The organism is Phaeobacter sp. S60 (assembly GCF_000826845.1).
Classification (GTDB): Bacteria; Pseudomonadota; Alphaproteobacteria; order Rhodobacterales; family Rhodobacteraceae; genus Phaeobacter; species Phaeobacter piscinae.
The window spans coordinates 310,115-335,119 of the sequence record NZ_JSWJ01000011.1 but is presented as its reverse complement, the minus strand read 5'-3'; the positions used below and the strand labels follow the sequence as shown (position 1 = coordinate 335,119).

Genomic DNA, 25,005 nt, shown 5'->3' with positions numbered 1-25,005 from the left:
GGCGTTATGACGAAACCTGTTCTCGGAGGATGGACGCAGTAAGCGAGCACATCAGGTAAATACCGGAAAAGATCAGGAATGCCAAAATCGTATTTTCAAATCGGCGGGGATAGGTTGCTTCCTGGCTTGGGACGGGTTCCACGGCTGTTGTCAGATAGCGGACTTGACGGTTCGCCTCCATCCGGGTCTGCTCCACCTGTTGTAGCGCCGATTGCAGCATCATATCGCGGGTGGCCAGATCGGCCTGCGCCATCTGGATCTGCACTGTCAGGCTGGCGAGCGAGTTTTCGCCAGCTGAGGCGTCTATCATGCGATCATTCAACCGCTGAATGAGGCTGTTCAGCCGCGCGATGTCGGCACGCGCGCCATCCACCTTGGCTTGGTTGGGGCGGGCATTGTCCAGCAGGGCGGCCAGCTCCAGCTCCTTTTCCTGACGCTGCAACTCAAAGGTGCTGATCTGTGAGCGCAACGACATGATCACCCCCTCGGGGTCAAGCACCGTGCCGCGCTGTTGCAACCGCACCAGCCGTTCCTGGGCGTTGCGGCGTTTTTCCTCTGCCATCTCCAGCGCGGTTTCTGCATCGCCCACCTGATCGGAGCGTTTCTGCACCGACAATTGGTTCACCTTTTCCTGCGCATAGCTGATCAGCTTTTGGGAAAACTCGGCCGAGACCTGCGGATTGGCGGCCGTGACCTCCATCCGGACAACCCCCTCTGTCGGGTCATAGCCAATCTTCACGTTGCGGGAATAGGTCTTATAGGCTTCCTCATTGGTGGGGTTGTCTTCCAGCCGCTGGATCGGGTCGATCCACTCCTGCGTGAAATGGGATTTGAACCCGACCTCCCGGTCCAGCCGCAACATCGCCTCTTTCGATTGCAGGTAGCTTTGCACCGCGATCGAATCCTGACTGGTGGCAAACTGCGTGCCACTCAACAGCCCGCCCAGCCCGCCGCCACCGCCGGCGCTGTCGGCCTTAAGCACCAGAAATTCCGATTTCGCAGCATACATCGGCGTCGCAACGCCATAGAAATAATAGCCCGTAAGCGCCGTTGGCAGCATCACGAAAAACGCCAGCCGCGCGCCGAGCAGCAAGAGCTTGCGACGACGACGACGGGCGATATCACGCTGAATTTGCTGAATTTCGCGGTTGCGCCGCTCCGCCGGGCTCAGCTCGGTTGCGGGCAGGGACACCTTGTCGGACGGCACCGTTTGCGGCAGCTGTACGCTGCCCGGCGCCTGCGGCGCACCAGCGGGCTGGGCCGTATTGGGCTGCACCACCAGTTCCAGCATATTGGCGCGCTGGAACGGGTCGATCCCCTTCAGTCGCAGCTGACGCACAGCATCAAAATCGGAGGTGGCGGGCAGGTTGTTTTTCTGCGCGATCCGGCGGGCCAGTCGCAACTGGCGTCCTGTCAGCCCCTCCTTGCGGATCTCATCCAGATCGGTGGAGGGTTTGCCGGTCGTTGCTTTTGACGGCTCCTTAATGGAGATGGCGTCATCCGCAGGTGAGGTCTCGATGCGGCCAGGCGCCCCGGGACCTGCCTCTCCGGCGCCAGTCTGGCCTGCAGCTGTCGCCGATGCCATGGGCGGGGCAGCCTGGGCCGCGTCAGCGGCGCTGGGCGGCGGTACGGGGCGTGCAGCCGCGGGTTGCGCTGCGGTGCCTCCACTGCGGCGGACCCGGAATTTCTTAGCCTTGGGTTTGGTAGTCATAGAGCTGTTTCGCTTCTTCCAAGGTTTCAAACATATGCAACTGGCCATCCACCAGAACAGCCGCAGAACGAACAAATTTCTCCAGCGTCTTGGGCTGGTGCGACACCATGATAATGGTGGTGGTTTCAAGCCGTTCCTGCAGGATTGACCCGGCTTTCTTGTTGAATTCCACATCCGTGGTGCTGGGCATTCCCTCATCGATGAGGAAGATATCAAAATCCAGCGCCAGCATCAGCGCAAAACTGAACCGCGCCCGCATACCGGAGGAATAGGTGCCGACAGGTTGGTCAAAATACTCGCCCAGCCCACAGAGCCAGCGACAATAGGCTTCGACGTAATCGGGATCCAACCCGTAGAGATTGGCGATATAGCGGGCATTGGCCATCGCCGACAGACGGTTGATCACCCCGCCCATAAACCCCAGTGGAAACGAGATCCGGCAGCCACGGCGAATTTCACCCTCATCGGGTTTCTCCAGCCCGGCCATCATATTGATCAAGGTGGTCTTGCCGGTGCCATTGGGCGCCAGCACCCCCATGGATTTGCCGAGGTCAACGCGAAAGGACACCCGGTCAAGGATCACCTTGCGCTGGGTGCCGGTCCAGAAGGACTTGCTCACGTTTTCAAACTCAAGCATCGCGTGTTCCGGTGCTGCTCTCGGCCCCGTTCCGGGGACTCTCGTCCTCATGATGCGCCAGGCGGATCCCGACGGCCTTATGCCTGCACTAACAGATTTGTGTTAACGATATAGGCTGCTATTTGGACCATATTATGTCCAATTGTTGTGGGATTTATCAACGCTCCGTTAGTCAGATGACGCGGCTTTGATCACATGGCGACGTTCTTGCAGGCTGCATGGCAGGCGAACAGACAGGGTGCCATGAGGCTGCGAACGGGCAGATAACAGGGGGCAGAGATGACCACAATCGAGGATCTGAGGCAGGAGATTCGCGCCTGTCGGCTATGTGCGGAACGGTTTGCCGCAACCGTGACCCGGCACAGCCCGCGCCCGGTTGCCTGGTTCGACAGTGCCGCGCGTATCCTAATCGCCGGTCAGGCGCCGGGCGCGCGTGTTCACGCCAGCGGTCGCCCCTTCACCGATCCGTCCGGGGATCGCCTGCGGGAGTGGCTGGGGTTGAGTGAGGCGCAATTCTACGACCAGTCGCTTGTGGCAATCGTGCCGATGGCCTTCTGTTTTCCGGGCTATTCCGCAAAAAAGGCGGATCTGCCGCCCCCAGCAATCTGTCGCACCACCTGGCATGATCGGGTGATGGCCAGCCTGCCCAATATCGGTCTGCGCGTGCTGGTTGGCGGCTATGCTCACAGCTATCATCTGGGCGGCAAACAGTCGGTGCAGGCGCGGGTTGAGGGCTGGCGAGACCATGCGCCGCAAGAGTTTCCCTTGCCACATCCGTCCTGGCGCAATACCGCATGGCTGAAACGCAATCCCTGGTTTGAGACCGATCTGCTGCCGGTCCTGCGCGCCCGGGTTCAGGAGCTGATATCATGACTGACGCCACCCCTCTGGATCACAGCCACGCCGCAATGCTGGCCGCCCCCCAGGACGATGCGGCCCGCCTGCGGTTCTACGAGCGGCTGGCGGATAGCGAGTTATTCCTGATGCTGACCAAGGAACCCGAGGGCGACACCATTGCGCCGGAGCTGTTCGAGACCTCCGATGGCACCTTTGCACTGGTCTTTGATCGCGAGGACCGGCTGGCAGAATTCGCCGGGCGCATCGTTCCTTACGCCGCTTTGTCGGGTCGGGTCGTGGTGCAGATGCTGGCGGGGCAGGGGGCAGGGGCCAAAATTGGTCTTGGTGTTAACCTTGATGTGGCGCCGTCCGCGATCTTGATCCCGGCTGAGGCGGTGGTCTGGTTGCATGACACGCTGGGCCAGACCCCGGCAGAGGTCGATGCCGAGATTGAGGCGATCACCGCGCCCAAGGGCCTGCCGGAGATGCTGATCACGGCGCTTGATACCAAACTCGCCACGGCTGTGGGGCTGGCACAATCCGCCTATCTGGTGGGGCTGCACTATCGTGGCGGCGGGCAGGGCCATCTTTTGGGGTTTGTTGATGCCAAGGAGGCTGCGCAATCCGCTTTGGCCAAGGCGGTGGGCGAGGCGCTGACCTTCTCCGGGGTTGAGGCGGGTGCGCTGGATGTCGGCTTCTTTGCCAGCAGCGATGCGATGGCCGCGCGTCTGGCGCAGGCCGGGCTGCGGTTCGATCTGCCGCAACCGGCGGAACCGGTGCTGCCGTCGGCCCCCGGACGCGACCCGGAAAACCCGCCTCGGCTCAGCTGAGGCAGTAGGTCTCAAACAGAAACATCGCGACCCTGCTCGGGGCCGCGATGTCCAGTGTCTTCTGCCGTGGTGAAAGGCGGGGCGACCCCGCCCGCGGTCAGCTGTCCGCGTCAGCCGGTTCCAGCTTGTCCTGTGTCTTGGTCTCAAAATCGGACGCATCGTGACGTTCGCGCAACTGGGTGTGCAACTCACCAAAGGCCCGGTTGACCATGCGGCCCCGTGACACCGCTGGACGCGCGTCGATTTCCTTCGCCCAACGCAGCACATGGGTGTAGCTCTCCACGTCCAGGAACTCTGCCGCCTCATAAAGACGGCCCAGCACCAGCTGGCCGTACCAGGCCCAGATCGCCATATCGGCGATGGAGTAGTCCTCTCCCGCGATATAGCGGTTGTCGGCCAGCTGCCGGTCCAGAACATCCAATTGGCGTTTGGCTTCCATCGAGAAGCGATTGATCGGGTATTCGTATTTCTCCGGCGCATAGGCATAGAAATGGCCAAAGCCACCGCCGAGATAAGGCGCGCTGCCCATCTGCCAGAACAGCCAGTTCATCACCTCGGCGCGCGCGGCCCCCTCCTTGGGCAGGAAGGCGTCGAATTTCTCCGCCAGATGCACCAGGATTGAGCCGGATTCAAACACCCGTACCGGTGCATCGCCGCTGCGGTCCATCAATGCCGGGATCTTGGAGTTCGGATTGACCTCGACAAAACCGGAGCCAAACTGATCCCCTTCGCCGATATTGATCAGCCAGGCGTCATATTCGGCGCCACTGTGACCTGCGGCCAGCAGCTCCTCCAGCATCACCGTGACCTTCACCCCGTTGGGTGTGGCCAGTGAATAGAGCTGATAGGGATGCTCGCCCACCGGCAGGTCCTTATCATGGGTGGCCCCGGCAATGGGACGGTTGATCGAGGCAAAGCGGCCGCCGCTTTCCTGTTCCCAAGTCCAGACTTTTGGCGGGGTGTAGGTTGTGTCACTCATCTGTTGGCCTTGTTTTAAAACGGTTTTCGAATGTGTCAGTCGGGCATGTTGCGCCGCCCCGAAGGAAGGGGCAACGCGGCATTGTGCAAAACATAAGCAGGCCGCGCAAAATTCCAATGACTGGAAGGTCTGTCGCCTACACTTTTTGTTGACCATCGCTGGGCCAAGGTGGCTGGCGTCGATGTCATGACTCCGCAGCAAATATCTCCACCCAGAACCCGCCTGTAACAAACATTCGCCTCAGATCACGCAGGCTCCGTATCGGACACAGGGGCGTGAGCCCCCCTTCGCATCGCGGCGGATCTGAATATTGTCTAGCCAGCCCGGCTGTGATGGTCGGCGTCCAGTTTTGCCCGGGAGCCCTTTGACCCGTGCCCTTGAAAGGATAGTCTATGAAACGCGTTCTCTTTGCCGCCCTTGCCGCTGCCTCCTTTGGTCTGCCTGCCTTTGCCGGGGATCAATATATCGACAGCACCGGCTTTGCGGTCTCCGGCTATGACGTTGTGGCCTACCGCGATCTGGCGCAGAACCCCGTTGGCAGCGCCCAGCCCGCAGCGGTGCCGGGCAATGCGGCCTACACGGCTGAGCATAACGGCGCCACCTTCGCTTTCTCCAGTGCTGAGAACCGCGACAAGTTTGCGGCAAACCCGGAGTATTACGCGCCGCAATATGACGGTCACTGCGCCTATGGCGTCTCTAAGGGGGGCAAGGTTCCGGGCAATCCAAACCTGTGGCGCATCGTGGATGACAAGCTGTACCTCAACATCACCAAAAACGTTGTTGGCTTCTGGGAAGAGGATATTCCCGGCAATATCAACCTTGCTCAGGGCAACTGGCCCGAGATTGAACCAGCGGACGCCTCCAAGAATGTGATCCCGAACTTCACATCCTCCGCCCCGGAACAGGGCTGATCCGGGCGATCCGTTAGGGAGAGAGCAGGGGCTATACCCTGCACCCTCCCCAAACGGCAGAGCCCAAAGAAAACAGCGCCCCGGAGCAATCCGAGGCGCTGTTTTGATCTTCAAGCGATGGCCGATATTTCGCAAGGTCGAGGCCGACCCGCAGTTTACCGTTTGCGGTCGCGGCGTGCACTCATCGGCTGGAACGCCACGCCGACATGGGCTTCGCAATAGGGTTTGCCCTGCTGAACAGGCAGGCCGCAGAACCAGAAATCCTCGGTCGCGGGATCACCCACGGGCCATTTGCACGTCCGCTCGGTCAGTTCCATCAGGCCCAGCTTCTTGGCTTTCTTCTCGATCTCATTGACCTTGGCCAGTGCTTCGGGGCTGATTTCATTGGCCGAGGGCTGCGGCGGCAGCGGCTGGCCCGCCGGAATGATCTGGCGGCGTGCAGGCGTGGCCGGGCGACCTTCGGCAGAGGCCGCAGGCTCAGGCGTCACCGGGCGGGCCGGTTCGGTCTTGGGCTGCGGCTTGGGCTTCGCCGGTGCGGCTGCAGCTGCGGCGGGCGCCGGTTTTGGTGCCGCGGCGGGTTTTTCCTTGGGCTCGGCGGCGGGTTTGGCCGTACCGCTGTTGCGGTTGGACAGTCCCAGGCGATGCACCTTGCCAATCACGGCGTTGCGGGTCACGCCGCCCAGTTCCTTGGCGATCTGGCTTGCAGATTGCCCTTCGCCCCACATTTTCTTGAGCAGTTCGACGCGCTCGTCTGTCCAGGACATCTGTTGCCTTTCCAAGCTAAAAGCGGCCCCAGATCCTGCGGCCGCCATCGAATTCCGTATCAGGCCCCTATTCTAATCACTGCGTGCCGAGTTACAAGGGCGTCTTGCGCCTCGGGGTCTGCTCTCTTGGTTCTTATTGGCCCCTGCCAGCCTTTGGCAGAGGCGCTTTGGGTGTGAAAGCCGCTTGCCCCGGCAGGGTGGGCATGGTTTGACGCAGAGGATCGACCGATGAGGAAGACCTGGGGCCGTCACCGACCAGTAAGTCCACAAGATTGGCCCACAGATAGTCCCCGCAGATAAGCAAAGAGGCGCGACATGGCACAGCACACCCCAGAGCAGACAGCACCGGCGACACCGGCCATCGCCCTTGGAGAGCGGCGCTTCGGGCGGATGAACTGGCTGGGTCTGCGCACGCTGGCGCGGCGCGAAATCACCCGGTTTCTGGTGGTCTGGACCCAAACGCTGATGGCGCCAATGGTGACGGCGGCGCTGTTCCTGATGATTTTCAATATTGCCATTGGTCCGGGGCGGGGCGATGTTATGGGCGTGCCCTTCATCGAATTTCTGGCCCCCGGTATCATGATGATGACGGTGATTCAGAATGCCTTTGCCAATACGTCATCGTCGATTGTGATCACCAAGGTGCAGGGCAATATCGTCGATACGCTGATGCCGCCCTTGTCGGGGTTTGAAATCCTGCTTGGCTATCTGGCCGGGGCGGTGGCGCGCGGCGTTCTTGTCGCGCTGGGCATTGGCACCGGGTTGATGCTGGTGCTGGGTGTGGTGCCGGAACATCCGCTGGTGGCCCTGCTGTTCGTGGTGCTTGGTGCGCTGTTTCTGGGCGGGCTGGGCATTGTCGCCGGTGTCTTTGCCGAGAAATTCGATCAGATGGCGGCGATCACCAACTTCATCGTGACCCCGCTCGCCTTTCTCTCGGGCACATTCTATTCGGTGGAGGCGCTGCCGCCGGTGCTGCGGCTGCTGTCACATCTCAACCCGGTGTTCTACCTGATCGACGGGGTGCGATTCGGGGTGATCGGCACCTCCGACAGCTCCCCTCTGCTCGGACTGCTGGTTTGCAGCCTGTCCAGTGCGGCCATTGGCACATTGGCCTGGCTGATGCTGCGCAGCGGCTACCGGCTGAAGTCCTGATCCGCCTGCGCGCCCGGATCCACATGTAGGGTCGGCACCCGCTGCCGCCCCTCGCGCCAGGCCAGGAGCGCCGCGCCCGCCAGGATGATCACTGCGCCCAGAACGGTGATTGCATCCGGCGCCTCGGCAAAGACGGCAAAATCATAAATCGCGGCAAAGATCAGCGTGGCATAGCTGAAAGGCGCCACAAAAGATGCATCCGCCCGCGCCATTCCATTGATGAAACAGCCCTGCGCACAGGCCATCATGGAGCCAAGCGCGACCATCAGCGCCCATTGCTCGGCTGTTGGTGGCTGCCAGACTGCGATCACCGCAACGCTGGCAATCACTGACCCCAGCAGATTGTTGAACCACAGGATCTGCAGCGGCTTCTCCCGCCCGGCCAACCGTTTGATAAAAATCAGCTCCAGCCCCATCACCGCAGCCGCCGCCAGCGCCAGCAGGCTTGCGGGCTGAAAGCTGGCAGGGGTGGGACGCAGCAGGACCATCGCCCCCAGAAGCGCAATCGCTGCCGCCGCCCAACGCCAGCGCCCAACCGTTTCCCCGAGCAGGGGGATCGCCAGCAGCATCCCGAATACCGGGTTCAGAAAGGTAATCGCGGTGGCATCGGCCAGTGGGATATAGGCCACGGCGGCAAACATCAGCGTCACCCCCATCCAGCCAAAACTGGTGCGCCCCAGATGCAGCCCCCAATGCGGCGCGGTGAACCGGGGGCGCCGCAGCGCAACCAGGGTGCTGATCGCCAAAAACGCAAACACGAACCGGCCAAAACTGATCTGCAGCGGATGCAGCGGTGCCCCCAGAGCCTCTGTGCCAAGCGCTTTGGCGACCAGCGTGGTGCCTGCGATGAACACCGTGGCGAGCAGGATCAGCGCAGCGGCGAGGGCGGGGTTCTGACGGGTGTTGATCATGCTGCCAGCACTGCCTGTTGCTGCCACCAAAAGCAAGCCACCAGAGGGGGCACCGTGGGTGAGCTGGCTGGCGCATCTGCCGATTGCAACAGTTGATACCTTCGAATTGATCAGCCGAGCTGACAAACGGTCTTTTCTTTTCCCAAAACCTCCGTTATGGACGCAATCATGATCACTGCTGCACATATCACTCTGCTGCGACGCCGACGCCACAGCGCGTAATCCGGCCCCGATCCCCCGTGCCCTGTTGCGGCACATCCAACTTCTCCAATATCGTTGACCCTGCGGCCCGGCTGCGTCACTGCTTGGCCCAACATGTCCAAAAGGAAGATCCCGATGATCCCGTCCGTTCTGCCCACTTATAATCGTGCGCCCCTCAGCTTCGTGAAGGGCGAAGGCGCCTGGCTGATCGAGGCGGATGGGCGACGTTTTCTGGATCTGGCAGCGGGCATTGCGGTGAATGCGTTGGGTCATGCCCATCCGGCCCTGGTGAAGGCGCTGACCGATCAGGCCGAAACCCTCTGGCATGTCTCCAACCTCTATCACATCCCGCAGCAGCAGGCGCTGGCGGATCGGCTGGTGGAGCACAGCTTTGCCGATACGGTGTTTTTCACCAACTCCGGCACCGAGTCCTGCGAACTGGCGGTGAAGATGGCGCGGAAGTATTTCCACGACAAAGGCCAGCCTGAGCGGGTGGAGATCCTGACCTTCTCCGGCTCCTTCCATGGCCGCTCCTCGGCCGGGATCTCCGCCGCCGGCTCCGAGAAGATGACCGGTGGCTTTGGGCCCATGTTGCCGGGGTTCACACATCTGATGTTTGGCGATCTGGATGGGGTAACCGACGCCATCAGCGATCACACCGCCGCCATTCTGATCGAACCGGTGCAGGGGGAGGGCGGCATCCGCCCGGTGCCTGACGCCGAACTGAAGGCGCTGCGCCAGATCTGTGACGAGCATGGCCTGTTGCTGATCCTCGATGAGGTGCAATGCGGCGTGGGCCGGACCGGCAAGCTCTTTGCCCATGAGTGGGCCGGCATCACCCCGGACATCATGATGGTTGCGAAGGGCATTGGCGGCGGCTTCCCTCTGGGCGCAGTGCTGGCCACCGAAGAGGCTGCCTCCGGCATGACCGCCGGCACCCATGGCTCCACCTATGGCGGCAATCCCCTGGGCTGTGCGGTGGGCTGCGCGGTGATGGATCATGTCACCGACCCGGAATTCCTTGCCGAGGTGAACCGCAAGGCCGGTCTCCTGCGCCAGAAGCTTGAAGGGTTGGTGGCCGCCCATCCGCAGGTCTTTGAAGAGGTTCGCGGCAGCGGACTGATGCTGGGTCTGAAATGTGTCGCGGCCAATTCCGATGTGGTGGCCGCAGGCTACGCAGCTGAAGTGGTCACCGTGCCCGCCGCCGACAATGTGGTCCGCCTGCTGCCGCCGCTGACCCTCACCGATGAGGATATCGCTGAGGCCTTCACCCGGCTTGATCAGGCCGCCACCGCTGTGGAGGCCAAAGCGGACGCCTGAGGCGTCATCTTTCCAGAAATACTCCGGGGGTGCGGGGGCTGGCCCCCGCGCCTGGCCGCAACGGCACCCGCCCCGGCAAGACACAAGCACAACGAAAGCGACGTTCGATATGAACCATTTCCTAGATATCCATAAAACCGATGCCACCGACCTGCGGGCGATCATTGATCAGGCCAGCGCCACCAAACAGGCCCGCCTCGGTCGCCCCAAGGCGGCGCTGGATGATGAGCTGCCGCTGAAGGATTGCATGGTGGCGCTGATTTTTGAAAAACCCTCCACCCGGACCCGCGTGTCCTTTGACGTCGGCGTGCGCCAGATGGGCGGCCAGACTATGGTGCTGTCGGGCAATGATATGCAGCTGGGCCACGGTGAGACCATCGCCGACACCGCCCGCGTGCTCAGCCGTTATGTCGACATGATCATGATCCGGACCTTTGATGAAACCGTGCTGACAGAGATGGCGGAGTATGCCTCGGTACCGGTGATCAACGGCCTCACCGATCGCACTCATCCCTGTCAGATCATGGCAGATGTGTTGACCTATGAGGAGCATCGCGGTCCGATCAAGGGCAAGAAGGTTGTCTGGTGCGGTGATGGCAACAATGTCTGCGCCTCCTTCCTGCATGCTGCCGCGCAATTTGGCTTTGATCTTACCTTTACTGGCCCGGCGCAGCTCGATCCGGAGCCTGAGTTCATTGGCCTTGCGCGCAAGGCAGGCTCGCAGGTGATCATCGAACGCGACGCTGCCAAAGCGGTCGAGGGCGCTGATCTGGTGGTCGCCGACACTTGGGTTTCAATGCACGACAGCCAGTCCTCCAAGGAGCGCCGCCACAACATGCTGCGCGGCTATCAGGTGAATGACGCGCTGATGGCCCATGCCAAACCCGACGCGCTGTTCATGCATTGCCTGCCTGCCCACCGCGAGGAAGAGGTGACCTCCGCCGTGATGGACGGCCCGCAGTCGGTGATCTTTGATGAGGCCGAAAACCGCCTGCACGCGCAAAAGGCAATCATGCGCTACTGCCTCGGGGCCTGAACCAGGCTCCTCAGTTCGCGAGTAGGCCAACAAAAAACCGCCGCACCCGATCAGGATGCGGCGGTTTTTCTATTTCAGGTCGGGGGCCGGGATCACATGGTGATCGCGGTCAGCGCCAGGAAGACACAGCCCGACAGCAGGGCGGCGGCCGGCACGGTGATCACCCAGGCGGCAGCAATGGTCATGAAATGGCTACGGCGCACCAGCTTGCGACGACGGCGTTCTTCCGGTGCAATCCGCTTGGTTTCAGGCCGCGTGGCGGAACTGCGCTTCAGGCGGCGTTCCATATGCCATTCACGGAAGAAACCCACGCCAAACACAGCCCCCACCGCGATATGGGTGGAGGACACCGGCAGCCCCAGCCAGCTGGCCACAATCACGGTGATCGCTGCCGACAGCGACACACAATAGGCGCGCATCGGGTTCAGTTTGGTGATCTGGCTGCCGACCATGCGGATCAGCTTGGGGCCAAACAGGAACAGGCCAAAGGAGATGCCAAAGGCGCCGATCACCATGACCCAGGTCGGGATCGCCACTTTGGACGCGATATCGCCAAACTCGGTGGTGTGCACAATCGCTGCCAGCGGGCCCACCGCATTGGCCACATCATTGGCACCATGGGCAAAGGACAAGAGCGCGGCAGAAATCACCAGCGGGATTGAAAACAGCACCTTCAGAGATTTGTTGCGGTTCTCCATGCCCTCGGACTGACGCTTGATCAGCGGCGCGGTCACCACATAGGACAGCCCGCCAACTGCGGCACCAATCAGCAGCGCAATTTCCAGATCAATCTTGATGATCCGCTTCAGGCCCTTCAGCGCCAGATAGGAGGCAAACGCCCCCGCCATGATGCCCACCAGCACCGGCACCCAGCGGCGCGCGGCAGCGATTTTGTCGTCCTGATAAATGATCTTGGCCTTGATAAAGGCCAGGAACAGCGCCGCAATCACGCCGCCCAATACGGGTGAGATTACCCAGCTGGCAGCGATCTTGCTCATGGTGGGCCAGTTCACAGCTCCAAACCCGGCCGCAGCAATGCCTGCGCCCATGACGCCACCCACAACCGAATGGGTGGTTGAGACCGGCGCGCCGATCCAGGTCGCGAGGTTGACCCACAGAGCTGAGGAAATCAGCGCCGCCATCATGGCCCAGATGAACACTTCGGAGCTGGCAACGCCCGCAGGGTCAATAATGCCCTTGGAAATGGTCGAGACCACATCGCCGCCGGCCAGCAGCGCACCGGCACTTTCGGCGAGCGCAGCGATCACAATGGCCCCACCCATGGTCAGCGCATTGGCACCCACCGCAGGACCCATGTTGTTGGCCACGTCATTGGCACCAATGTTCAGCGCCATATAGGCGCCAAAGGCCGCAGCCGCGATCACCACAAAGTTCGACGGCGCCGAGCCGAGGAACACCGCAGCGCCAACACCGGCGAGGGCGATGAAGACCAGCGCGATGCCGGGGGCAACCAGCGGGCGCGACACATAGGATGTCGCCAGTTCAAGTTGAGAGATCCGGTTAAGATCCCGGTCCAGTGTCTTCCACTGCGGTCGCTGCGGTGCGTCGCTCATTGTATCGATCCCGATTCAAAAGTTGCGCACGCGCCTAGCGTCCCCGTTGCAGTCATGCAAGGGGTTTGTCATATTTCAATCACGGATCTGTTACAATTGACGCAGAAGATCGCTCAATTCAGGCTCCGCCACCAGCTCTGCCGCGGCCTTCGGGGACATCCACTCACGGGTCCGTTCGGACTGTTCCGGGTAATCATCAGAAAGCTCCAACACCTCGGCGACATAGACCAGAGTATGAACAACTTCCTTGGTGCCGTTGTCTTGCAATTTGACATATTCATAGGTGCCGACCGGGTCGCCCTCAATCCGGGCTTCGCGCACGCCAGCCTCTTCCCAAGCTTCCTGCAGCGCTGACTGCGGGCCGTTCATGCCCTTGATGGGCCAGCCCTTTGGCACGATCCAGCGGCCGGTACCACGACTGGTGATCATCAGAACCTCTTTGCCCTCAGCACCAGTGCGATAGCACATGGCGGCCACTTGCAGCCGCTTGGGACGAAAGAACATTGGCCGGAGATACTCCTCCCAGGCGCTGGACATGATATGTTTCATTGCTGCTCAGCTTTCTCGTGCCCGTGGTGAACTGCGGGCCCATTTTTTGCTTTGTAACAATCTTTGCACGTTAGGGGCGAAATACAAGAGGGGGCGGGCGGTAAAATTCGGGGATTTACCGCATATCGGCGCAAAATACCGTGAAATTGCGGGGAAATTGCGTGTTTGGGCGTCGTTTTTGCCTATTTGCGCGGTTTGGCCCGCAATGTCGGATCGGCTTGTGTGGGGTCTTCGGGCCAGGGGTGTTTGGGATATTGCGCCCGCATGTCCTTGCGCACATCCGCATAGGACCCGGACCAGAAACCGGGCAGATCGCGGGTGATCTGAATGGGGCGCTGCGCCGGGGACAGCAGCGAAACCTTGAGGGCGACACCGCCCACCGTGGGATGGCGGGTGACCCCAAACATCTCCTGTAGTCTGACGGAAATCTCCGGCACCTCTTCGGCATAATCAATCGGGATCTTGCGCCCCAGCGGCGTGGTGAAATGCGGCGGCGCTAGCTGATCCAGCCGCTGTGTCTGCTGCCAGGTCAGCGCCGTGCGCAGCGCAGGCAGCGGGTCAAAGCGTTTCCAGTCCTCGGCGCTGCGGATCCCCTCCAGCATCGGCAGCAGCCAGTCTTCCAGTGTCGCCAGCAAAGCTTCTTCGCTGAAATCCGGCAGATCCTCACCATCCGCCTGCAACAGCCGCACCCGCGCGACAAACCGCGCAGCGGCGCCGCCCAACCGCAGACCCAGCTCGCGTACCCCTTCCAGCATGGCGGTGGCGATTGCTTCGGCGGGAACATCCTTCCAGATGTGATCCTCCAGCACGATGGCCCCCAGACACTGCTGGCGGCGCGCCACCACCCGGCGGTCGCGTTTGGACCATGTGCAGGTCTGCTGCGGTGTGATCTGGTCGGCAAATTCGGCGCGCAGTTCCGACAGGGTGATCGGCGTGGCCAGCCGCAGCCGCGCCTCACGCGGGTTGCCGTCACTGTCCAGCCCCACCAGAAACGGGGAGGCGGCCAGGCTGTCCTCCGGTGGCAGCACCGCGCCCTTGCCCCCGGAGAGCACATAGCGTGGCGCATCGCCCTTGCGGCGCTGTCCGATCCGGTCGGGGTAGGCGGCGGCGGCCATCACAGCAGCACTCGCCGAAGCTGAGGGGGTGCCACGAGAGGCCTGCCGCGCCAGTCGCCTAGCCTCTCCTTTGATACGCTCCAGCGTGGGGACATTCAGGTGATAACTCCGGCGGCGCTGAAACCCTCTGGCATCCCGCAGCGCCTCCAGCCGCAGCGCCAGATCCACCGGCGCACCGCGCAAAGGATCGCGTTCCGCCAGCAGGGCCGCCAGCGGTGCTGCATCAGCGCCAAACCGCGCCAGCATATGCCCCAGACGCGGATGCAGCGGCAGCTTGGCCAGGGCCTTGCCATGGGGGGTGATCCGACCCTCCCCATCCAGCGCGCCCAGCATTCGCAGCAGGGCCTGCGCTTCCTTCAGCGCGCCGTCCGGTGGTGGCGTCAGAAACGGCAGATCATCCGGAGCCGCCCCCCAAAGCGCCAGTTCCAGCGCCAGTGATGTGAGGTCAGCGGCCTGGATTTCCGGCGGTGGGAAGGCGGCCAGCGCCCCGTCTTCGCCCTTGGTCCACAGCCGGTAGCCAACCCCCGCCGCCACTCGGCCGGCACGGCCCTGCCTTTGGGTGGCCTCGGCGCGGGTCACACGTTCGGTGACCAGCCGCGACATGCCCGATCCGGGATCAAACCGGCTGCGCCTTGCCAGCCCCATATCCACCACCACGCGAATGTCCTGAATGGTGAGAGAGGTTTCCGCAATGGAGGTCGCCAGCACCACCTTGCGCAGCTTCGGGTCGGGCTGGATCGCGGCGCGCTGCTCGGTAAAGGGCAGGGCACCAAACAGCGGGCGCACCACGCAATCGCCGGGCAGCCGGCCAGCCAGCGCGGCAGCGGCTTTGCGGATTTCGCCCTCGCCGGGCAGGAACACCAGAATGCCGCCGCCCTTGGCCTCGGAGCTGTCATTGCCGCCAGATCCCGCGGGTCGGGTCTCCGCCTCGGCGCGTTGCACCAGATCGACCAACGCATCCAGCCGCCGGGGGCCACGTCCGCTGCGGCTGTCCGCTGCCAGCGGCGCCTCCAGCCAGCGCGTCTCCACCGGATAGCTGCGCCCCTCGGAGGTGACCAGCGGCGCCTCCATCAGTGCAGCCACCGGCGCGGCATCCAGTGTCGCCGACATCGCCAGCAGGATCAGATCGTCGCGCAGCGCGCCCGCCACCTCAAGACAGAGCGCCAGACCAAAATCGGCATTAAGGGAGCGTTCGTGGAATTCGTCAAAAATCACCGCGCCGACGCCGGGCAGATCTGGGTCCGATTGCAGCATCCGCGTCAGGATGCCCTCGGTCACCACTTCGATCCGGGTGTCTGCGCTCACCTTCGCTTCACCGCGGATCCGGTAGCCCACGGTCTGCCCGACCGGCTCGCCCAATGTGTCGGCCATGCGCTCGGCGGCGGCGCGCGCGGCCAGTCGGCGCGGCTCCAGCATGAGGATGCGCCCGTCGCACAGCCCAGCCTCCAGCATCGCCAAGGGCACCCGCGTGGTCTTGCCCGCCCCCGGCGGGGCCTGCAACACGGCGCGTTTGTGGCGCTGTAGTGCGGCAATCAGTTCGGGCAGGGCGTCATCAATGGGCAATCTGGTCATGCTGCCTTATCGCCAATGGCGCGGGTCTGGTCCAGCGCCGACCGCACCGGCTTTGTCCCCCTGCGAAGGATGCTCTCTGGACAATCGCGGCCCGGCTGCGCCATCAATGCGCGACAGGCGGATGGGAGCGGGAGAGGCCGATATGTCAGCAGCAGACAAACCGAAAGGTGCCACGCGGGGCGCCGTGCCGGATATTGACGATCTGGCCACCCGCATTCTGAACGGCGAACGCCGGGCGCTGGCGCGGGCCATCACGCTGGTTGAAAGCGGACGCGCCGATCACCGAGAGGCCACCACCCGCCTGCTGGACCTGCTGGCCCGCGAAAACCGCCAATCCCTGCGCATCGGCCTGTCCGGCACGCCTGGGGTGGGGAAATCCACCTTTATCGAGAGCTTCGGCATGATGCTGATCGCGGCGGGCCTGCGGGTGGCGGTATTGGCAGTGGACCCCAGTTCAACCCGCTCCGGCGGGTCCATTCTGGGCGACAAGACCCGGATGGAGCACCTCAGCCGCGAGAAAAACGCCTTCATCCGCCCTTCGCCAAGTCAGACACATCTGGGCGGCGTCGGCCGCCGCTCCCGCGAGGCGGTGGCGCTCTGCGAGGCGGCGGGATTTGACGTGGTGCTGATTGAAACCGTCGGGGTCGGGCAGTCCGAAACCGTGGTGTCAGAAATGTCCGATCTGTTTCTCTTGCTGCTGGCCCCGGCTGGCGGGGATGAGTTGCAGGGTGTCAAACGCGGCATTATGGAGATGGCCGACATCATTTTGGTCAACAAGGCGGATGGCGACCTGAAGCCCGCTGCAACCCGCACCTGTGCGGATTATGCCGGGGCTCTGCGCCTTTTGCGCAAACGCCCGCAGGATCCGGATGGCTATCCCAAAGCGCTGATGGTCTCCGCCGCCACCCGTGACGGGTTGGAGACCGCTTGGGACGACATGCAGATGCTGGCCGACTGGCGGCGCGAAAACGGCCACTGGCAGCGGCGGCGCGGCGAACAGGCCCGCTACTGGTTCGGCGAAGACGTGCGTCAGGCGCTGCTGGCCCGGCTGGAGACGCCCTGGGCGCAAGGCCGTATGGCCGATCTGTCAGAAGAGGTCGCTGAGGGGCGCGTCACCCCGGCGGCGGCAGCCAAGGACCTGCTTGCAGGGCTGGGGGTTGGCTGAGCGGTCTGGCGCCGGGCGGCTGGCGGGAACGCCACCCATGGCCGCAACGAAAACCTTCGATCAGCGCTGGATTTCACAGGTGAGGCAGGCTAGAAGGGCGCGAACCTTGGATGCGGGAATAGCCCGTTAGGGGGGTGTGCACAGGTTGTCCCATAAAACCGTTTCATATGGCTTGACCCTGCACGCGATTCCTCCTAAACGCATCCAACCAGTTTTCGGGCGCAGCCAATGGCCGCGCCCCTTGTAATTTGGTGCTCGATTCGAAACTTGATCAACGGGCGCCCCAGATACGAAGGATGAACCTATGTCGCGCCGTTGCGAACTGACCGGAAAAGGCCCGATGACTGGCAACAATGTCAGCCACGCCAACAACAAAACCAAGCGTCGCTTTCTGCCGAACCTGAACGACGTTACGCTGCAGTCCGAGACGCTGAACCGTGGCATCAAGCTGCGCATCTCCGCTGCTGCTCTGCGCACCGTCGACCACCGTGGTGGTCTGGACGCCTTCCTGGCCAAAGCCAAGGACGAAGAGCTGTCCAACACCGCGCTGAAGGTCAAGAAAGAGATCGCCAAGGCACAAGCCGCAGAGGCCTGATCGCCGACCTCCCCACCTAAGGGCCGGGACAGAGATTTTAAACGCCGTGCATGAGATCATGCGCGGCGTTTTCTTTTGCCGATGCGGCCGTTGAGGCCGGGGTCGGCCTGTTGCATGTGCCTTTGCCTGCGTCGCTTTTTCGCCTTGCGGCGGCGCGGTCACAGGCGCATATCTCATCCCGACATGACCTTTCTGCGATCATATCTGGCGCTTGCCCTGATCGTGCTGATGGCTCTCACCGGCGTCAGCGCTCAGGCGGGGATGCGTGATGCGACCGGTCAGATGGTGATCTGCACCGGCACTGGCCCGGTGATGGTCTATATCGACAGCGATGGGCAGCCGGTGTCGCCGCCGATGGACTGCCCTGAGTGTCTGACTTTTGTTGCGGATCTGGGCCTGCCCCTGGCGGTCTTTGGGCACAGCACCCTGCCGCAAAAACTGCCGCGAGACATGTCGCAGCGCGCTGAGATCCGGCCTGTGATGCGGTTGGCGGCCTTTGCTCGTGGGCCGCCGGAATTGGGACGTTCCCGCGCGGTATGACCGCGCTGTTTCTGACCCAAATTCCAAAGTCTACGTATCAAGGATCAAAGACCATGACCTTCAAGACCACGATCGCCGCCACCTTCGCCGCACTCAGCTTTGCCACTGCGGGGCTCGCCGCTGACGTCACCGTGACGGATTCCTACGCCCGCGTCTCCTCCAAAGCGGCCAAGAGCGGCGCTGCCTTCATGATGATCGAAAACGCCACCGACAGCGATGACCGGCTGATCGACGCGCGCAGCGATGCCGCAAAGCTGGTGCAGCTGCACACCCACAAGGAAGGCGAAAACGGCGTCATGCAGATGCTGCACGTCGAGGAGGGCTTTGCCATTCCCGCAGGCGACACCCATATGCTGCAGCGGGGCGGTGACCATGTGATGCTGATGGGGTTGACCAAGTCGCTGGAGCATGGCGACGCCATCGACCTGACGCTGGTATTTGAGAAGGCCGGAGAAGTCACTGTGACCGTCCCCGTTGATCTGGAGCGCAAGCCCGATCACGGCGCGATGAAACACTCGCACTGATCGACCCGTGCATCAGGGTCTGATCTGACACCTGATCAAACACACTATGGCCAATCCGCGCTCTGCCGCATGGGTTGGCCATTTTCTTTTGCCGCAGCCGCGCTACGATAGAACTCGCAATTGGTGCCCGGTGGCGGTGCAATCTTCGAGGGCGATGAGAATGGTGCAAAAGATCCTCTTTGTCTGTCTTGGCAATATCTGCCGCTCGCCCGCTGCTGAGGGCGTGTTTCGCGCCTTGTGCCCGGAGGTGGACACCGACAGCGCTGGCACTGCCAGCTACCACGTGGGGTCACCGCCCTATGGGCCGATGCAGGCCGCCGCCAGCGCGCGCGGGATTGACCTTTCCGACCTGCGCGCACGTCAGTTCGCGCCGCAGGATTTCACCCGGTTTGATCTGATCATCGCGATGGACGGCGACAATCTGGCAGACATCGAGGCGCAGCGCCCCGTGGGCAATACCACGCCGGTGCAGCTGTTCACCGATTACGCGCCGGGGCAGGGCGCTGATCACGTCCCCGATCCCTATTACACCCGCGATTTTGAGGGCTGTCTTGATCTGATTGAGGGGGCCGCCGCTGGGTTGACCAAGGCGCTGCGCAACAGCGATGCGGGCTAGGTCTTAGTCTTCCAGCACTTTCAGATCGCCAGCCAGCCAGGGCAGGCGCTGCACGGCAGGATCAATCATATGCCCCTGCACCAACCGCCGCATAGTCTGCGCCACGTCGCGCGGCACCCGGTCGGCCCAGTCAGCACTGGAAAACAGCGAAATCCGCCGCGAAAACGCGCCAAAGGGCAGTGGGAAAGCCTCAATCTCATCATGGAACCGCGCTGCCCGCATATAGCCCAGCGGCGTGGTGATCGCCCAGCCAATCCGACGCGCTACCAGCGCCATCAGCGACAGGTGGGAGCCGATCTCAAACCGTTCTTCAAACAGCAGTTTCTGCCGCGCCAGATGCGCCTCGATCTGCTGCGAGATCAACTGGCTGCCCTCGTAGCGCAGGAACGGCAACGCGTTGAGGATATCCTGTTCCGCCTCTGGCTTGCGCAGCATCCCGCGTGGCGCCACCAGCATGAAGGGATCCTGCACCAGCGGGTATTCGGTGATCCCCTCGCGCAGGGCACCAGAGGTGGCCGCCACCGCGATATGCAGCTCGCGCGCGTCCAGCGCGTCCAGAATGTCGTGGCTGGAGGCGGTGATCATCTTGAAGCGGCAATTGACCAGGCTTTCGGCCAGAGTGGTCGCCAGGCGCGGGGTCAGATCATTGTCGAAATCGTCGATCAGTCCGATGGACAGCGTCGACAGGTGGTTGAGGTCAACCACGCTCAATTCGCTCTGTGCCAGCCGCAGTTCCGTCAGCACCGCCTCGGTTCTGGCCAGAAAATTGCGCCCGGCAGGCGTCAGCACCATCGGGCGGCGGCCATGGTTGACCAGCTCCGCCCCCAGCGCGCTTTCCAGATTGCGCAGCTGCTGGCTGACCGCAGGCTGGCTCAACCCGGTGAGCGCGGCGGTCTGCGCCACGGATCCGGTTTTTGCCAGCGCTTCGAACACTTCAAGCCCGCGCAGCGTCACCCCTTTCATCAACATATCTGCGGTCCTGCTTGATGTTGCGGGCGCGGGTCTGCGTCCCGTCTATGGGAAAGGGGAGGGGCGATGCGGACCGTCTACTCAGCTGCGGTCCGCGTTGGTGTCTTATGCGATTTCATCCGGGCAGAGGGGGGGGAGGGGCGCAGCTGCAGCAACCCTGCCACGCCGGATCAGCTGCAAACGCGTGCGGCATTCTCGCCAAAGGATTTGTACCGCTTCCACAGCCGTTCATCCGAGCTGCGGCTCGATTGGCGCACCACCTGGGCCTGATGCGGATCGCTGAACCATTTGGAGACGGTCTTTCGCTCGCTGCGGTTGAGGCTGGCGTTGGCCACCGACTGGATGCAGCGACACAGCGAGGGTGAGGCGGCGGTGCGGTCCGACTGGCGGCAGGCTTTCTCGATCGCGCCGGCTCCGGCGGGGGCAGGCATCACCCCGGTGATCATCACGGCGCATAGCGTGGCGGTCAGCAGTAGCTTCATCTTCATTGTCCCTAGAAATCTGCAAGTGCTCTGATTTGAGCGGGTCTGTCGCCCGCGCTTGCCGGGACTATGCCGCAAGCGGCGGGGGCTTTCAATCTAGGTAAACAGGGGGTTGAGCCTCGGCGGAAACCCGCCAATGGGGGTATCCCAGTTTTTGGAGCAGGGGCGCTGACAGGGCCAGCACCCCTCCGGTCAGGACTGGTTTGGCCCACGCAGGGACAGGAGCATCTGACGCACGGACTTCCAATCCTCCGCCTCGGCGGTTTTGCCAACCTCCTGACAGCGCCGCATTTTCTGCGCCACTTCGGCCACAGCCTTGTCGCCATGCGCCGAGTAAAGCGCACGGGCATATTCAGCACTCCTGATCGCATCCATATCAATATCCTCCTGAGCAGTGGGATCCCCCGCAGCGGGGGCGCGCGTCTCGCGGAATGGCCGCAGTATAGCGCATTTTTAGCCCTCCCGCAGGAGGCCGGGTGAATTTGCGGTGTTTTGGCGAGGATGCGCTGAGGCGCGCGCCTGAGCTTGGGGCCGGGTGGAATAGTTTTGGGGAGGTTGGGCAAAGACTTCTTTACCCTGACCAGGCCCCGACAATGAGGTCGATCAGGCTCTGGAGCGTCTGTACAATTCTTGTGCCCTTGTATCCGCTGCTTGCGTCAATGCGCTTAACTACTTCGCCGCTGCGGATTACAATACGCATCTGGGCAACGCGTCCAAAGAAGCGCCTGATAGCACCGCTTTGAACTTCGCCAACGGTCGTTGAAATTGTCTTCGCATCGAGTTCTAGTTCAGTGCCGAGCTGATCATGGCTCACGGAAATCAATTCCGTTGCCCTCTCAACAATCAGTTGTTTTTGGCTGGACTTTGCTAATTTGAGCTTGTGTTTGACACGTGCCTCCCACGCTTCCGCGACCTCCGGATGATGGGCGCGGAGATCGGTCACGGCCCTGTCCAGCACCTGCTCTAGTGCCGTCAGCTTGCCGTCTGGCTGGTAAGTGCTGTCCTTTAGTCCCCCAATGATATCCTGAAGCGCGATTTCGAGATTTTGTTCTATTGCATTGGCGTCGCCACGGCAGCTTTCCAGCGTAAACTCAATGTACATCCAAGCAGTTGAGTTGCTGTTAAAGCCGCAGTTACTCTTGGCGACGACGGATCGGGCAAACTCGACTTGCTTTAGTGTGGTTTCAACCAGGGTGACTGCGTCGAGCGGCACTTGCTGGGTAAAGAATAGGCCTGTTGCGCTGTCAAAGCTGACTTGATCGGACTGAGGGAGCTGTTCGGCGAGCCATTCTGCTTGGATTCGATCAATCTCGGCAGCGACAGCTTCGGGGCCTGCGTCCCAGATCGCACCGTTGATCAACGCAATGCGGCGCTGGAGTTCCCAGTCGAGCGGTTTGCCATCCAGGAAACCTTGGTACCATTCGCGCCAGAAAACCCACGGAGAATTGGGGGCCTGTGCCATGTTACGCAGGATTTCCCATCCGTCTTTTGAGCCAGTGAACATAGGAGTAAGGTTGGATGTCGGAGGCATGTCCTCAGCGATCCCGTCGCGAACTAGTATTTCCTCGGCACGTAGAAATATTAGAAGTTCATCATCTTCGACGAATGCGGATACGGAATCTAAGATGTCTTCCAATCTCGCCAGAGCTGGTTGGCGTCGTCCTCTCGACTTCGCGAACTGGGTGCAACTTAAGAGTATTGACCTGTATGAGCTGTCTATAGTTTCAAGCTCGCGTTCAGGTAATCGGGCGCGAAACCCACGCTTGGTCTTGTGCTCCCCAATGGAGCGGTAGGCATTGTATGTCGCCAGAAGTGCTGCTCGTGTGGCCTGTAGTCGAAAATCTTCGATACGTAGTCTGTCAACGTCGTTTGCGGAAGCAGAAAAGATTCTTGGCCATACACGCATGGCCATCCGCCATCCTAGCAGTCGGATAAGCGATGCATCTTGGGTAGGCATTTCACAGTCTAAAAATTCTTGAATGTTATCTGGCAGCATAATGTTCCCTTGGGCAATCATCCAATCTTGACCAAACCCTAAAACCAAATCATATCCCCTTGCATGACAGACCTCGCTCACATCCGCAATTTCTCCATCGTCGCCCATATCGACCATGGCAAATCCACCCTCGCTGACCGGCTCATTCAGGAGACCGGAACGGTTGAGGACCGCGATATGAAGGAGCAGCTGCTCGACTCCATGGATATCGAGCGCGAGCGGGGCATCACCATCAAGGCCAACACCGTCCGCATCGACTATAAAGCCGATGATGGCGAGACCTATGTGCTCAACCTGATCGACACCCCCGGTCACGTCGATTTCGCCTATGAGGTCTCCCGCTCCATGCGCGCGGTCGAAGGCTCGCTCTTGGTGGTCGACAGCTCGCAAGGGGTGGAAGCGCAGACGCTGGCCAATGTCTACCACGCGCTGGACGCCGACCATGAGATCGTGCCCGTCCTGAACAAGATCGACCTGCCGGCCTCCGACTGTGACCGCGTCGCCGAACAGATCGAGGATGTCATCGGCATCGACGCCTCTGAGGCGATTCAGGTCTCCGCCAAAACCGGGCAGGGTATCCGCGATACGCTCGAAGCCATCGTCCAGCAGCTCCCGGCGCCCACCGGCACCCGCGACGCACCGCTGAAGGCGATGCTGGTGGACAGCTGGTATGATGCCTACCTCGGCGTGATCGTTCTGGTGCGGATCATGGACGGCGTGCTGAAAAAGGGCATGCGGGTGAAGTTCATGTCGAACAACACCCTGCACCATGTGGACCGTATCGGTGTGTTCCGCCCTGCGATGCAGGTGGTGGATGAGCTGGCACCGGGCGAAATCGGCTTTCTCACTGCCTCGATCAAGCAGGTGCGCGACACCCGCGTCGGCGACACCATCACCAATGACCGCAACGGCACCGAGGTGGCGCTGCCGGGCTTCAAACCTGCGCAGCCCGTGGTGTTCTGCGGCTTGTTCCCGGTCGATTCAGCTGAATTCGAAGATCTGCGCGACGCCATCGACAAGCTGGCGTTGAATGACGCGTCGTTCAGCTTCGAGATGGAAACCTCCGCCGCACTTGGCTTTGGCTTCCGCTGCGGCTTCCTCGGCCTTTTGCATCTTGAGGTGATCCGCGACCGGATTGAGCGCGAATATAACATCGAACTGATCACCACCGCGCCCTCCGTGGTCTATCACGTCTATATGAAGGGCAAGGATGGCGAGGCGGGCGAGATGATCGACCTGCACAACCCCGCCGATATGCCCGACATGTCGAAGGTCGATCACATTCAGGAACCCCGCATCAAGGCGACCATTCTGGTGCCGGATGAGTATCTAGGCGATGTGCTGAAGCTCTGCCAGGACCGTCGTGGCATTCAGGAAGACCTGACCTACGCCGGCTCCCGCGCCATGGTGGTCTATGACCTGCCGCTGAACGAGGTGGTGTTTGACTTTTACGACCGTCTGAAATCGGTGACCAAGGGCTATGCCTCCTTCGACTATCAGATGACCGGCTACCGTGAGGACGCGCTGGTGAAGATGTCGGTGCTGGTCAACGACGAGCCGGTGGATGCGCTATCGATGATGGTGCACCGCGACCGGGCGGAGATGCGCGGCCGCGCCATGTGCGAAAAGCTCAAGGACCTGATTCCGCGCCACATGTTCAAGATCCCGATCCAGGCCGCCATCGGTGGCAAGGTGATCGCCCGCGAAACCCTCTCCGCCCTGCGCAAAGATGTGACCGCCAAATGCTACGGCGGCGACGCCACCCGGAAGCGCAAACTGCTGGACAAGCAGAAAGCCGGTAAGAAGAAGATGCGCCAGTTCGGCAAGGTCGACATCCCGCAAGAGGCGTTCATTTCCGCCCTCAAAATGGACAGCTAAAGCTGACCATTTTGGGGGCGGCGCGGGCGAAAGCACTTGGCAAAGCCGATTGCGTGCCCGCACCCCGGCAATGACGCGGTGACAACACAACATCTTCAAACGCATGCAAAACGGGGCCACGGCCCCGTTTTTTTCGTTGTT

The 25,005-nt window shown here is 61.8% G+C and carries 24 protein-coding genes; 12 read left to right on the top strand and 12 right to left on the bottom strand.

The annotated features are described in order from the left end of the window. Positions 1-4: 4 nt before the first annotated feature. Entirely contained in the window at positions 5-1,711 is a 1,707-nt protein-coding gene (locus tag OO25_RS11525; RefSeq protein ID WP_040180200.1) for a capsule biosynthesis protein, read from the bottom strand. Next, positions 1,689-2,348, bottom strand: a complete 660-nt coding sequence (locus tag OO25_RS11520) for an ABC transporter ATP-binding protein (protein WP_014875338.1) — start codon at positions 2,346-2,348, stop codon at positions 1,689-1,691. Before OO25_RS11520 ends, OO25_RS11525 begins: the two co-directional genes overlap by 23 nt. Before the next feature lie 279 nt (positions 2,349-2,627). Between OO25_RS11520 and OO25_RS11515 the strand changes: the two genes are divergently transcribed. Together OO25_RS11515 and OO25_RS11510 are read left to right on the top strand one after the other, a co-directional pair. Beyond that, the gene (locus OO25_RS11515) at positions 2,628-3,221 is read left to right on the top strand and encodes a uracil-DNA glycosylase family protein (protein ID WP_040180199.1); all 594 of its coding nucleotides are present in this window, start codon (positions 2,628-2,630) and stop codon (positions 3,219-3,221) included. Next, the gene (locus OO25_RS11510; RefSeq protein ID WP_040180197.1) at positions 3,218-4,015 is read left to right on the top strand and encodes an SseB family protein; all 798 of its coding nucleotides are present in this window, start codon (positions 3,218-3,220) and stop codon (positions 4,013-4,015) included. Before OO25_RS11515 ends, OO25_RS11510 begins: the two co-directional genes overlap by 4 nt. A gap of 97 nt (positions 4,016-4,112) precedes the next feature. Here OO25_RS11510 and yghU read toward each other — a convergent pair whose 3' ends face one another. Continuing rightward, positions 4,113-4,994: a glutathione-dependent disulfide-bond oxidoreductase gene (yghU, locus tag OO25_RS11505; RefSeq protein ID WP_040173997.1), complete on the bottom strand. Its 882-nt coding sequence runs from the start codon at positions 4,992-4,994 to the stop codon at positions 4,113-4,115. A gap of 392 nt (positions 4,995-5,386) precedes the next feature. Here yghU and OO25_RS11500 point away from each other — a divergent pair, with 392 nt between their 5' ends. Further along, positions 5,387-5,905, top strand: coding sequence for a YHS domain-containing (seleno)protein (locus OO25_RS11500; RefSeq protein ID WP_040180196.1), 519 nt, complete (start codon positions 5,387-5,389; stop codon positions 5,903-5,905). 155 nt (positions 5,906-6,060) lie between these two features. Here the strand turns inward: OO25_RS11500 and OO25_RS11495 are convergent, their stop codons facing one another. Further along, positions 6,061-6,669 (bottom strand): GcrA family cell cycle regulator, encoded by a 609-nt coding sequence (locus OO25_RS11495; protein ID WP_027246824.1) that lies wholly within the window; start codon positions 6,667-6,669, stop codon positions 6,061-6,063. 315 nt (positions 6,670-6,984) lie between these two features. On the opposite strand from OO25_RS11495, the gene OO25_RS11490 reads away from it, so the two are divergent. After that, entirely contained in the window at positions 6,985-7,821 is an 837-nt protein-coding gene (locus OO25_RS11490) for an ABC transporter permease (RefSeq protein ID WP_040174000.1), read from the top strand. On the opposite strand, the gene OO25_RS11485 is transcribed toward OO25_RS11490, so the two are convergent. Beyond that, a complete protein-coding gene (locus OO25_RS11485; protein WP_040180333.1) occupies positions 7,803-8,732 on the bottom strand; it encodes a DMT family transporter in 930 nt (309 codons plus the stop codon). The genes OO25_RS11490 and OO25_RS11485 overlap by 19 nt on opposite strands. 336 nt (positions 8,733-9,068) lie before the next feature. Here OO25_RS11485 and OO25_RS11480 point away from each other — a divergent pair, with 336 nt between their 5' ends. Both OO25_RS11480 and argF read left to right on the top strand, forming a co-directional pair. Beyond that, a complete protein-coding gene (locus OO25_RS11480; protein WP_040180195.1) occupies positions 9,069-10,253 on the top strand; it encodes an aspartate aminotransferase family protein in 1,185 nt (394 codons plus the stop codon). Between the two features lie 109 nt (positions 10,254-10,362). Further along, positions 10,363-11,289 (top strand): ornithine carbamoyltransferase, encoded by a 927-nt coding sequence (gene argF, locus OO25_RS11475; protein ID WP_040180194.1) that lies wholly within the window; start codon positions 10,363-10,365, stop codon positions 11,287-11,289. A 92-nt stretch (positions 11,290-11,381) separates the two neighbouring features. Here argF and OO25_RS11470 read toward each other — a convergent pair whose 3' ends face one another. The 3 genes from OO25_RS11470 to hrpB form a co-directional block, all read right to left on the bottom strand. Then, positions 11,382-12,863 carry an inorganic phosphate transporter gene (locus OO25_RS11470; protein WP_040174004.1) on the bottom strand — a complete coding sequence of 494 codons (1,482 nt, stop codon included), beginning with the start codon at positions 12,861-12,863 and terminating at the stop codon, positions 11,382-11,384. A gap of 90 nt (positions 12,864-12,953) precedes the next feature. Continuing rightward, positions 12,954-13,412 carry an NUDIX hydrolase gene (locus OO25_RS11465; RefSeq protein WP_040174005.1) on the bottom strand — a complete coding sequence of 153 codons (459 nt, stop codon included), beginning with the start codon at positions 13,410-13,412 and terminating at the stop codon, positions 12,954-12,956. A gap of 182 nt (positions 13,413-13,594) precedes the next feature. Further along, positions 13,595-16,099 carry an ATP-dependent helicase HrpB gene (gene hrpB, locus OO25_RS11460; RefSeq protein ID WP_040180192.1) on the bottom strand — a complete coding sequence of 835 codons (2,505 nt, stop codon included), beginning with the start codon at positions 16,097-16,099 and terminating at the stop codon, positions 13,595-13,597. A 142-nt stretch (positions 16,100-16,241) separates the two neighbouring features. On the opposite strand from hrpB, the gene meaB reads away from it, so the two are divergent. The 5 genes from meaB (at position 16,242) to OO25_RS11435 (ending at position 19,539) form a co-directional block, all read left to right on the top strand. After that, positions 16,242-17,264, top strand: coding sequence for a methylmalonyl Co-A mutase-associated GTPase MeaB (gene meaB / locus OO25_RS11455; RefSeq protein WP_040180190.1), 1,023 nt, complete (start codon positions 16,242-16,244; stop codon positions 17,262-17,264). 304 nt (positions 17,265-17,568) lie between these two features. Next, positions 17,569-17,859, top strand: coding sequence for a 50S ribosomal protein L28 (gene rpmB, locus OO25_RS11450; RefSeq protein WP_024096446.1), 291 nt, complete (start codon positions 17,569-17,571; stop codon positions 17,857-17,859). Between the two features lie 183 nt (positions 17,860-18,042). Further along, positions 18,043-18,399 carry a DUF2946 family protein gene (locus tag OO25_RS11445; protein ID WP_040180188.1) on the top strand — a complete coding sequence of 119 codons (357 nt, stop codon included), beginning with the start codon at positions 18,043-18,045 and terminating at the stop codon, positions 18,397-18,399. Between the two features lie 53 nt (positions 18,400-18,452). Next, on the top strand, positions 18,453-18,923 hold the full coding sequence (locus OO25_RS11440; protein ID WP_040180187.1) for a copper chaperone PCu(A)C: 471 nt from the start codon (positions 18,453-18,455) through the stop codon (positions 18,921-18,923). A gap of 160 nt (positions 18,924-19,083) precedes the next feature. Next, positions 19,084-19,539, top strand: a complete 456-nt coding sequence (locus tag OO25_RS11435; protein WP_040180186.1) for a low molecular weight protein-tyrosine-phosphatase — start codon at positions 19,084-19,086, stop codon at positions 19,537-19,539. A 3-nt stretch (positions 19,540-19,542) separates the two neighbouring features. Here OO25_RS11435 and OO25_RS11430 read toward each other — a convergent pair whose 3' ends face one another. From OO25_RS11430 to OO25_RS22220, 4 genes are all read right to left on the bottom strand, one after another. Then, on the bottom strand, positions 19,543-20,508 hold the full coding sequence (locus tag OO25_RS11430; protein ID WP_040174015.1) for a LysR family transcriptional regulator: 966 nt from the start codon (positions 20,506-20,508) through the stop codon (positions 19,543-19,545). A gap of 170 nt (positions 20,509-20,678) precedes the next feature. Then, a complete protein-coding gene (locus OO25_RS11425) occupies positions 20,679-20,990 on the bottom strand; it encodes a hypothetical protein (protein ID WP_014875319.1) in 312 nt (103 codons plus the stop codon). A gap of 192 nt (positions 20,991-21,182) precedes the next feature. Further along, the gene (locus OO25_RS11420) at positions 21,183-21,365 is read right to left on the bottom strand and encodes a hypothetical protein (protein WP_040174017.1); all 183 of its coding nucleotides are present in this window, start codon (positions 21,363-21,365) and stop codon (positions 21,183-21,185) included. A gap of 196 nt (positions 21,366-21,561) precedes the next feature. Beyond that, entirely contained in the window at positions 21,562-23,103 is a 1,542-nt protein-coding gene (locus OO25_RS22220) for a hypothetical protein (protein WP_139044778.1), read from the bottom strand. Between OO25_RS22220 and lepA the strand changes: the two genes are divergently transcribed. Beyond that, positions 23,050-24,864, top strand: coding sequence for a translation elongation factor 4 (gene lepA, locus OO25_RS11410; protein ID WP_040174020.1), 1,815 nt, complete (start codon positions 23,050-23,052; stop codon positions 24,862-24,864). The two genes, OO25_RS22220 and lepA, sit on opposite strands and share 54 nt — an antisense overlap. Positions 24,865-25,005: the final 141 nt, after the last annotated feature.

Excerpts from the sequence above, each read along its gene's own strand:
- OO25_RS11430 (WP_040174015.1), bottom strand. The coding sequence starts at position 20,508 with ATGTTGATGAAAGGGGTGACGCTGCGCGGGCTTGAAGTGTTCGAAGCG.
- OO25_RS22220 (WP_139044778.1), bottom strand. The coding sequence starts at position 23,103 with ATGGTCGATATGGGCGACGATGGAGAAATTGCGGATGTGAGCGAGGTC.
- OO25_RS11495 (WP_027246824.1), bottom strand. The coding sequence starts at position 6,669 with ATGTCCTGGACAGACGAGCGCGTCGAACTGCTCAAGAAAATGTGGGGC.
- OO25_RS11525 (WP_040180200.1), bottom strand. The coding sequence starts at position 1,711 with ATGACTACCAAACCCAAGGCTAAGAAATTCCGGGTCCGCCGCAGTGGA.
- OO25_RS11465 (WP_040174005.1), bottom strand. The coding sequence starts at position 13,412 with ATGAAACATATCATGTCCAGCGCCTGGGAGGAGTATCTCCGGCCAATG.
- yghU (WP_040173997.1), bottom strand. The coding sequence starts at position 4,994 with ATGAGTGACACAACCTACACCCCGCCAAAAGTCTGGACTTGGGAACAG.
- OO25_RS11445 (WP_040180188.1), top strand. The coding sequence starts at position 18,043 with ATGACCTTTCTGCGATCATATCTGGCGCTTGCCCTGATCGTGCTGATG.
- OO25_RS11420 (WP_040174017.1), bottom strand. The coding sequence starts at position 21,365 with ATGGATGCGATCAGGAGTGCTGAATATGCCCGTGCGCTTTACTCGGCG.
- OO25_RS11490 (WP_040174000.1), top strand. The coding sequence starts at position 6,985 with ATGGCACAGCACACCCCAGAGCAGACAGCACCGGCGACACCGGCCATC.
- meaB (WP_040180190.1), top strand. The coding sequence starts at position 16,242 with ATGTCAGCAGCAGACAAACCGAAAGGTGCCACGCGGGGCGCCGTGCCG.
- hrpB (WP_040180192.1), bottom strand. The coding sequence starts at position 16,099 with ATGACCAGATTGCCCATTGATGACGCCCTGCCCGAACTGATTGCCGCA.
- OO25_RS11425 (WP_014875319.1), bottom strand. The coding sequence starts at position 20,990 with ATGAAGCTACTGCTGACCGCCACGCTATGCGCCGTGATGATCACCGGG.
- OO25_RS11510 (WP_040180197.1), top strand. The coding sequence starts at position 3,218 with ATGACTGACGCCACCCCTCTGGATCACAGCCACGCCGCAATGCTGGCC.
- argF (WP_040180194.1), top strand. The coding sequence starts at position 10,363 with ATGAACCATTTCCTAGATATCCATAAAACCGATGCCACCGACCTGCGG.
- OO25_RS11440 (WP_040180187.1), top strand. The coding sequence starts at position 18,453 with ATGACCTTCAAGACCACGATCGCCGCCACCTTCGCCGCACTCAGCTTT.
- lepA (WP_040174020.1), top strand. The coding sequence starts at position 23,050 with ATGACAGACCTCGCTCACATCCGCAATTTCTCCATCGTCGCCCATATC.
- OO25_RS11500 (WP_040180196.1), top strand. The coding sequence starts at position 5,387 with ATGAAACGCGTTCTCTTTGCCGCCCTTGCCGCTGCCTCCTTTGGTCTG.
- OO25_RS11515 (WP_040180199.1), top strand. The coding sequence starts at position 2,628 with ATGACCACAATCGAGGATCTGAGGCAGGAGATTCGCGCCTGTCGGCTA.
- OO25_RS11470 (WP_040174004.1), bottom strand. The coding sequence starts at position 12,863 with ATGAGCGACGCACCGCAGCGACCGCAGTGGAAGACACTGGACCGGGAT.
- rpmB (WP_024096446.1), top strand. The coding sequence starts at position 17,569 with ATGTCGCGCCGTTGCGAACTGACCGGAAAAGGCCCGATGACTGGCAAC.
- OO25_RS11480 (WP_040180195.1), top strand. The coding sequence starts at position 9,069 with ATGATCCCGTCCGTTCTGCCCACTTATAATCGTGCGCCCCTCAGCTTC.
- OO25_RS11435 (WP_040180186.1), top strand. The coding sequence starts at position 19,084 with ATGGTGCAAAAGATCCTCTTTGTCTGTCTTGGCAATATCTGCCGCTCG.
- OO25_RS11520 (WP_014875338.1), bottom strand. The coding sequence starts at position 2,348 with ATGCTTGAGTTTGAAAACGTGAGCAAGTCCTTCTGGACCGGCACCCAG.
- OO25_RS11485 (WP_040180333.1), bottom strand. The coding sequence starts at position 8,732 with ATGATCAACACCCGTCAGAACCCCGCCCTCGCCGCTGCGCTGATCCTG.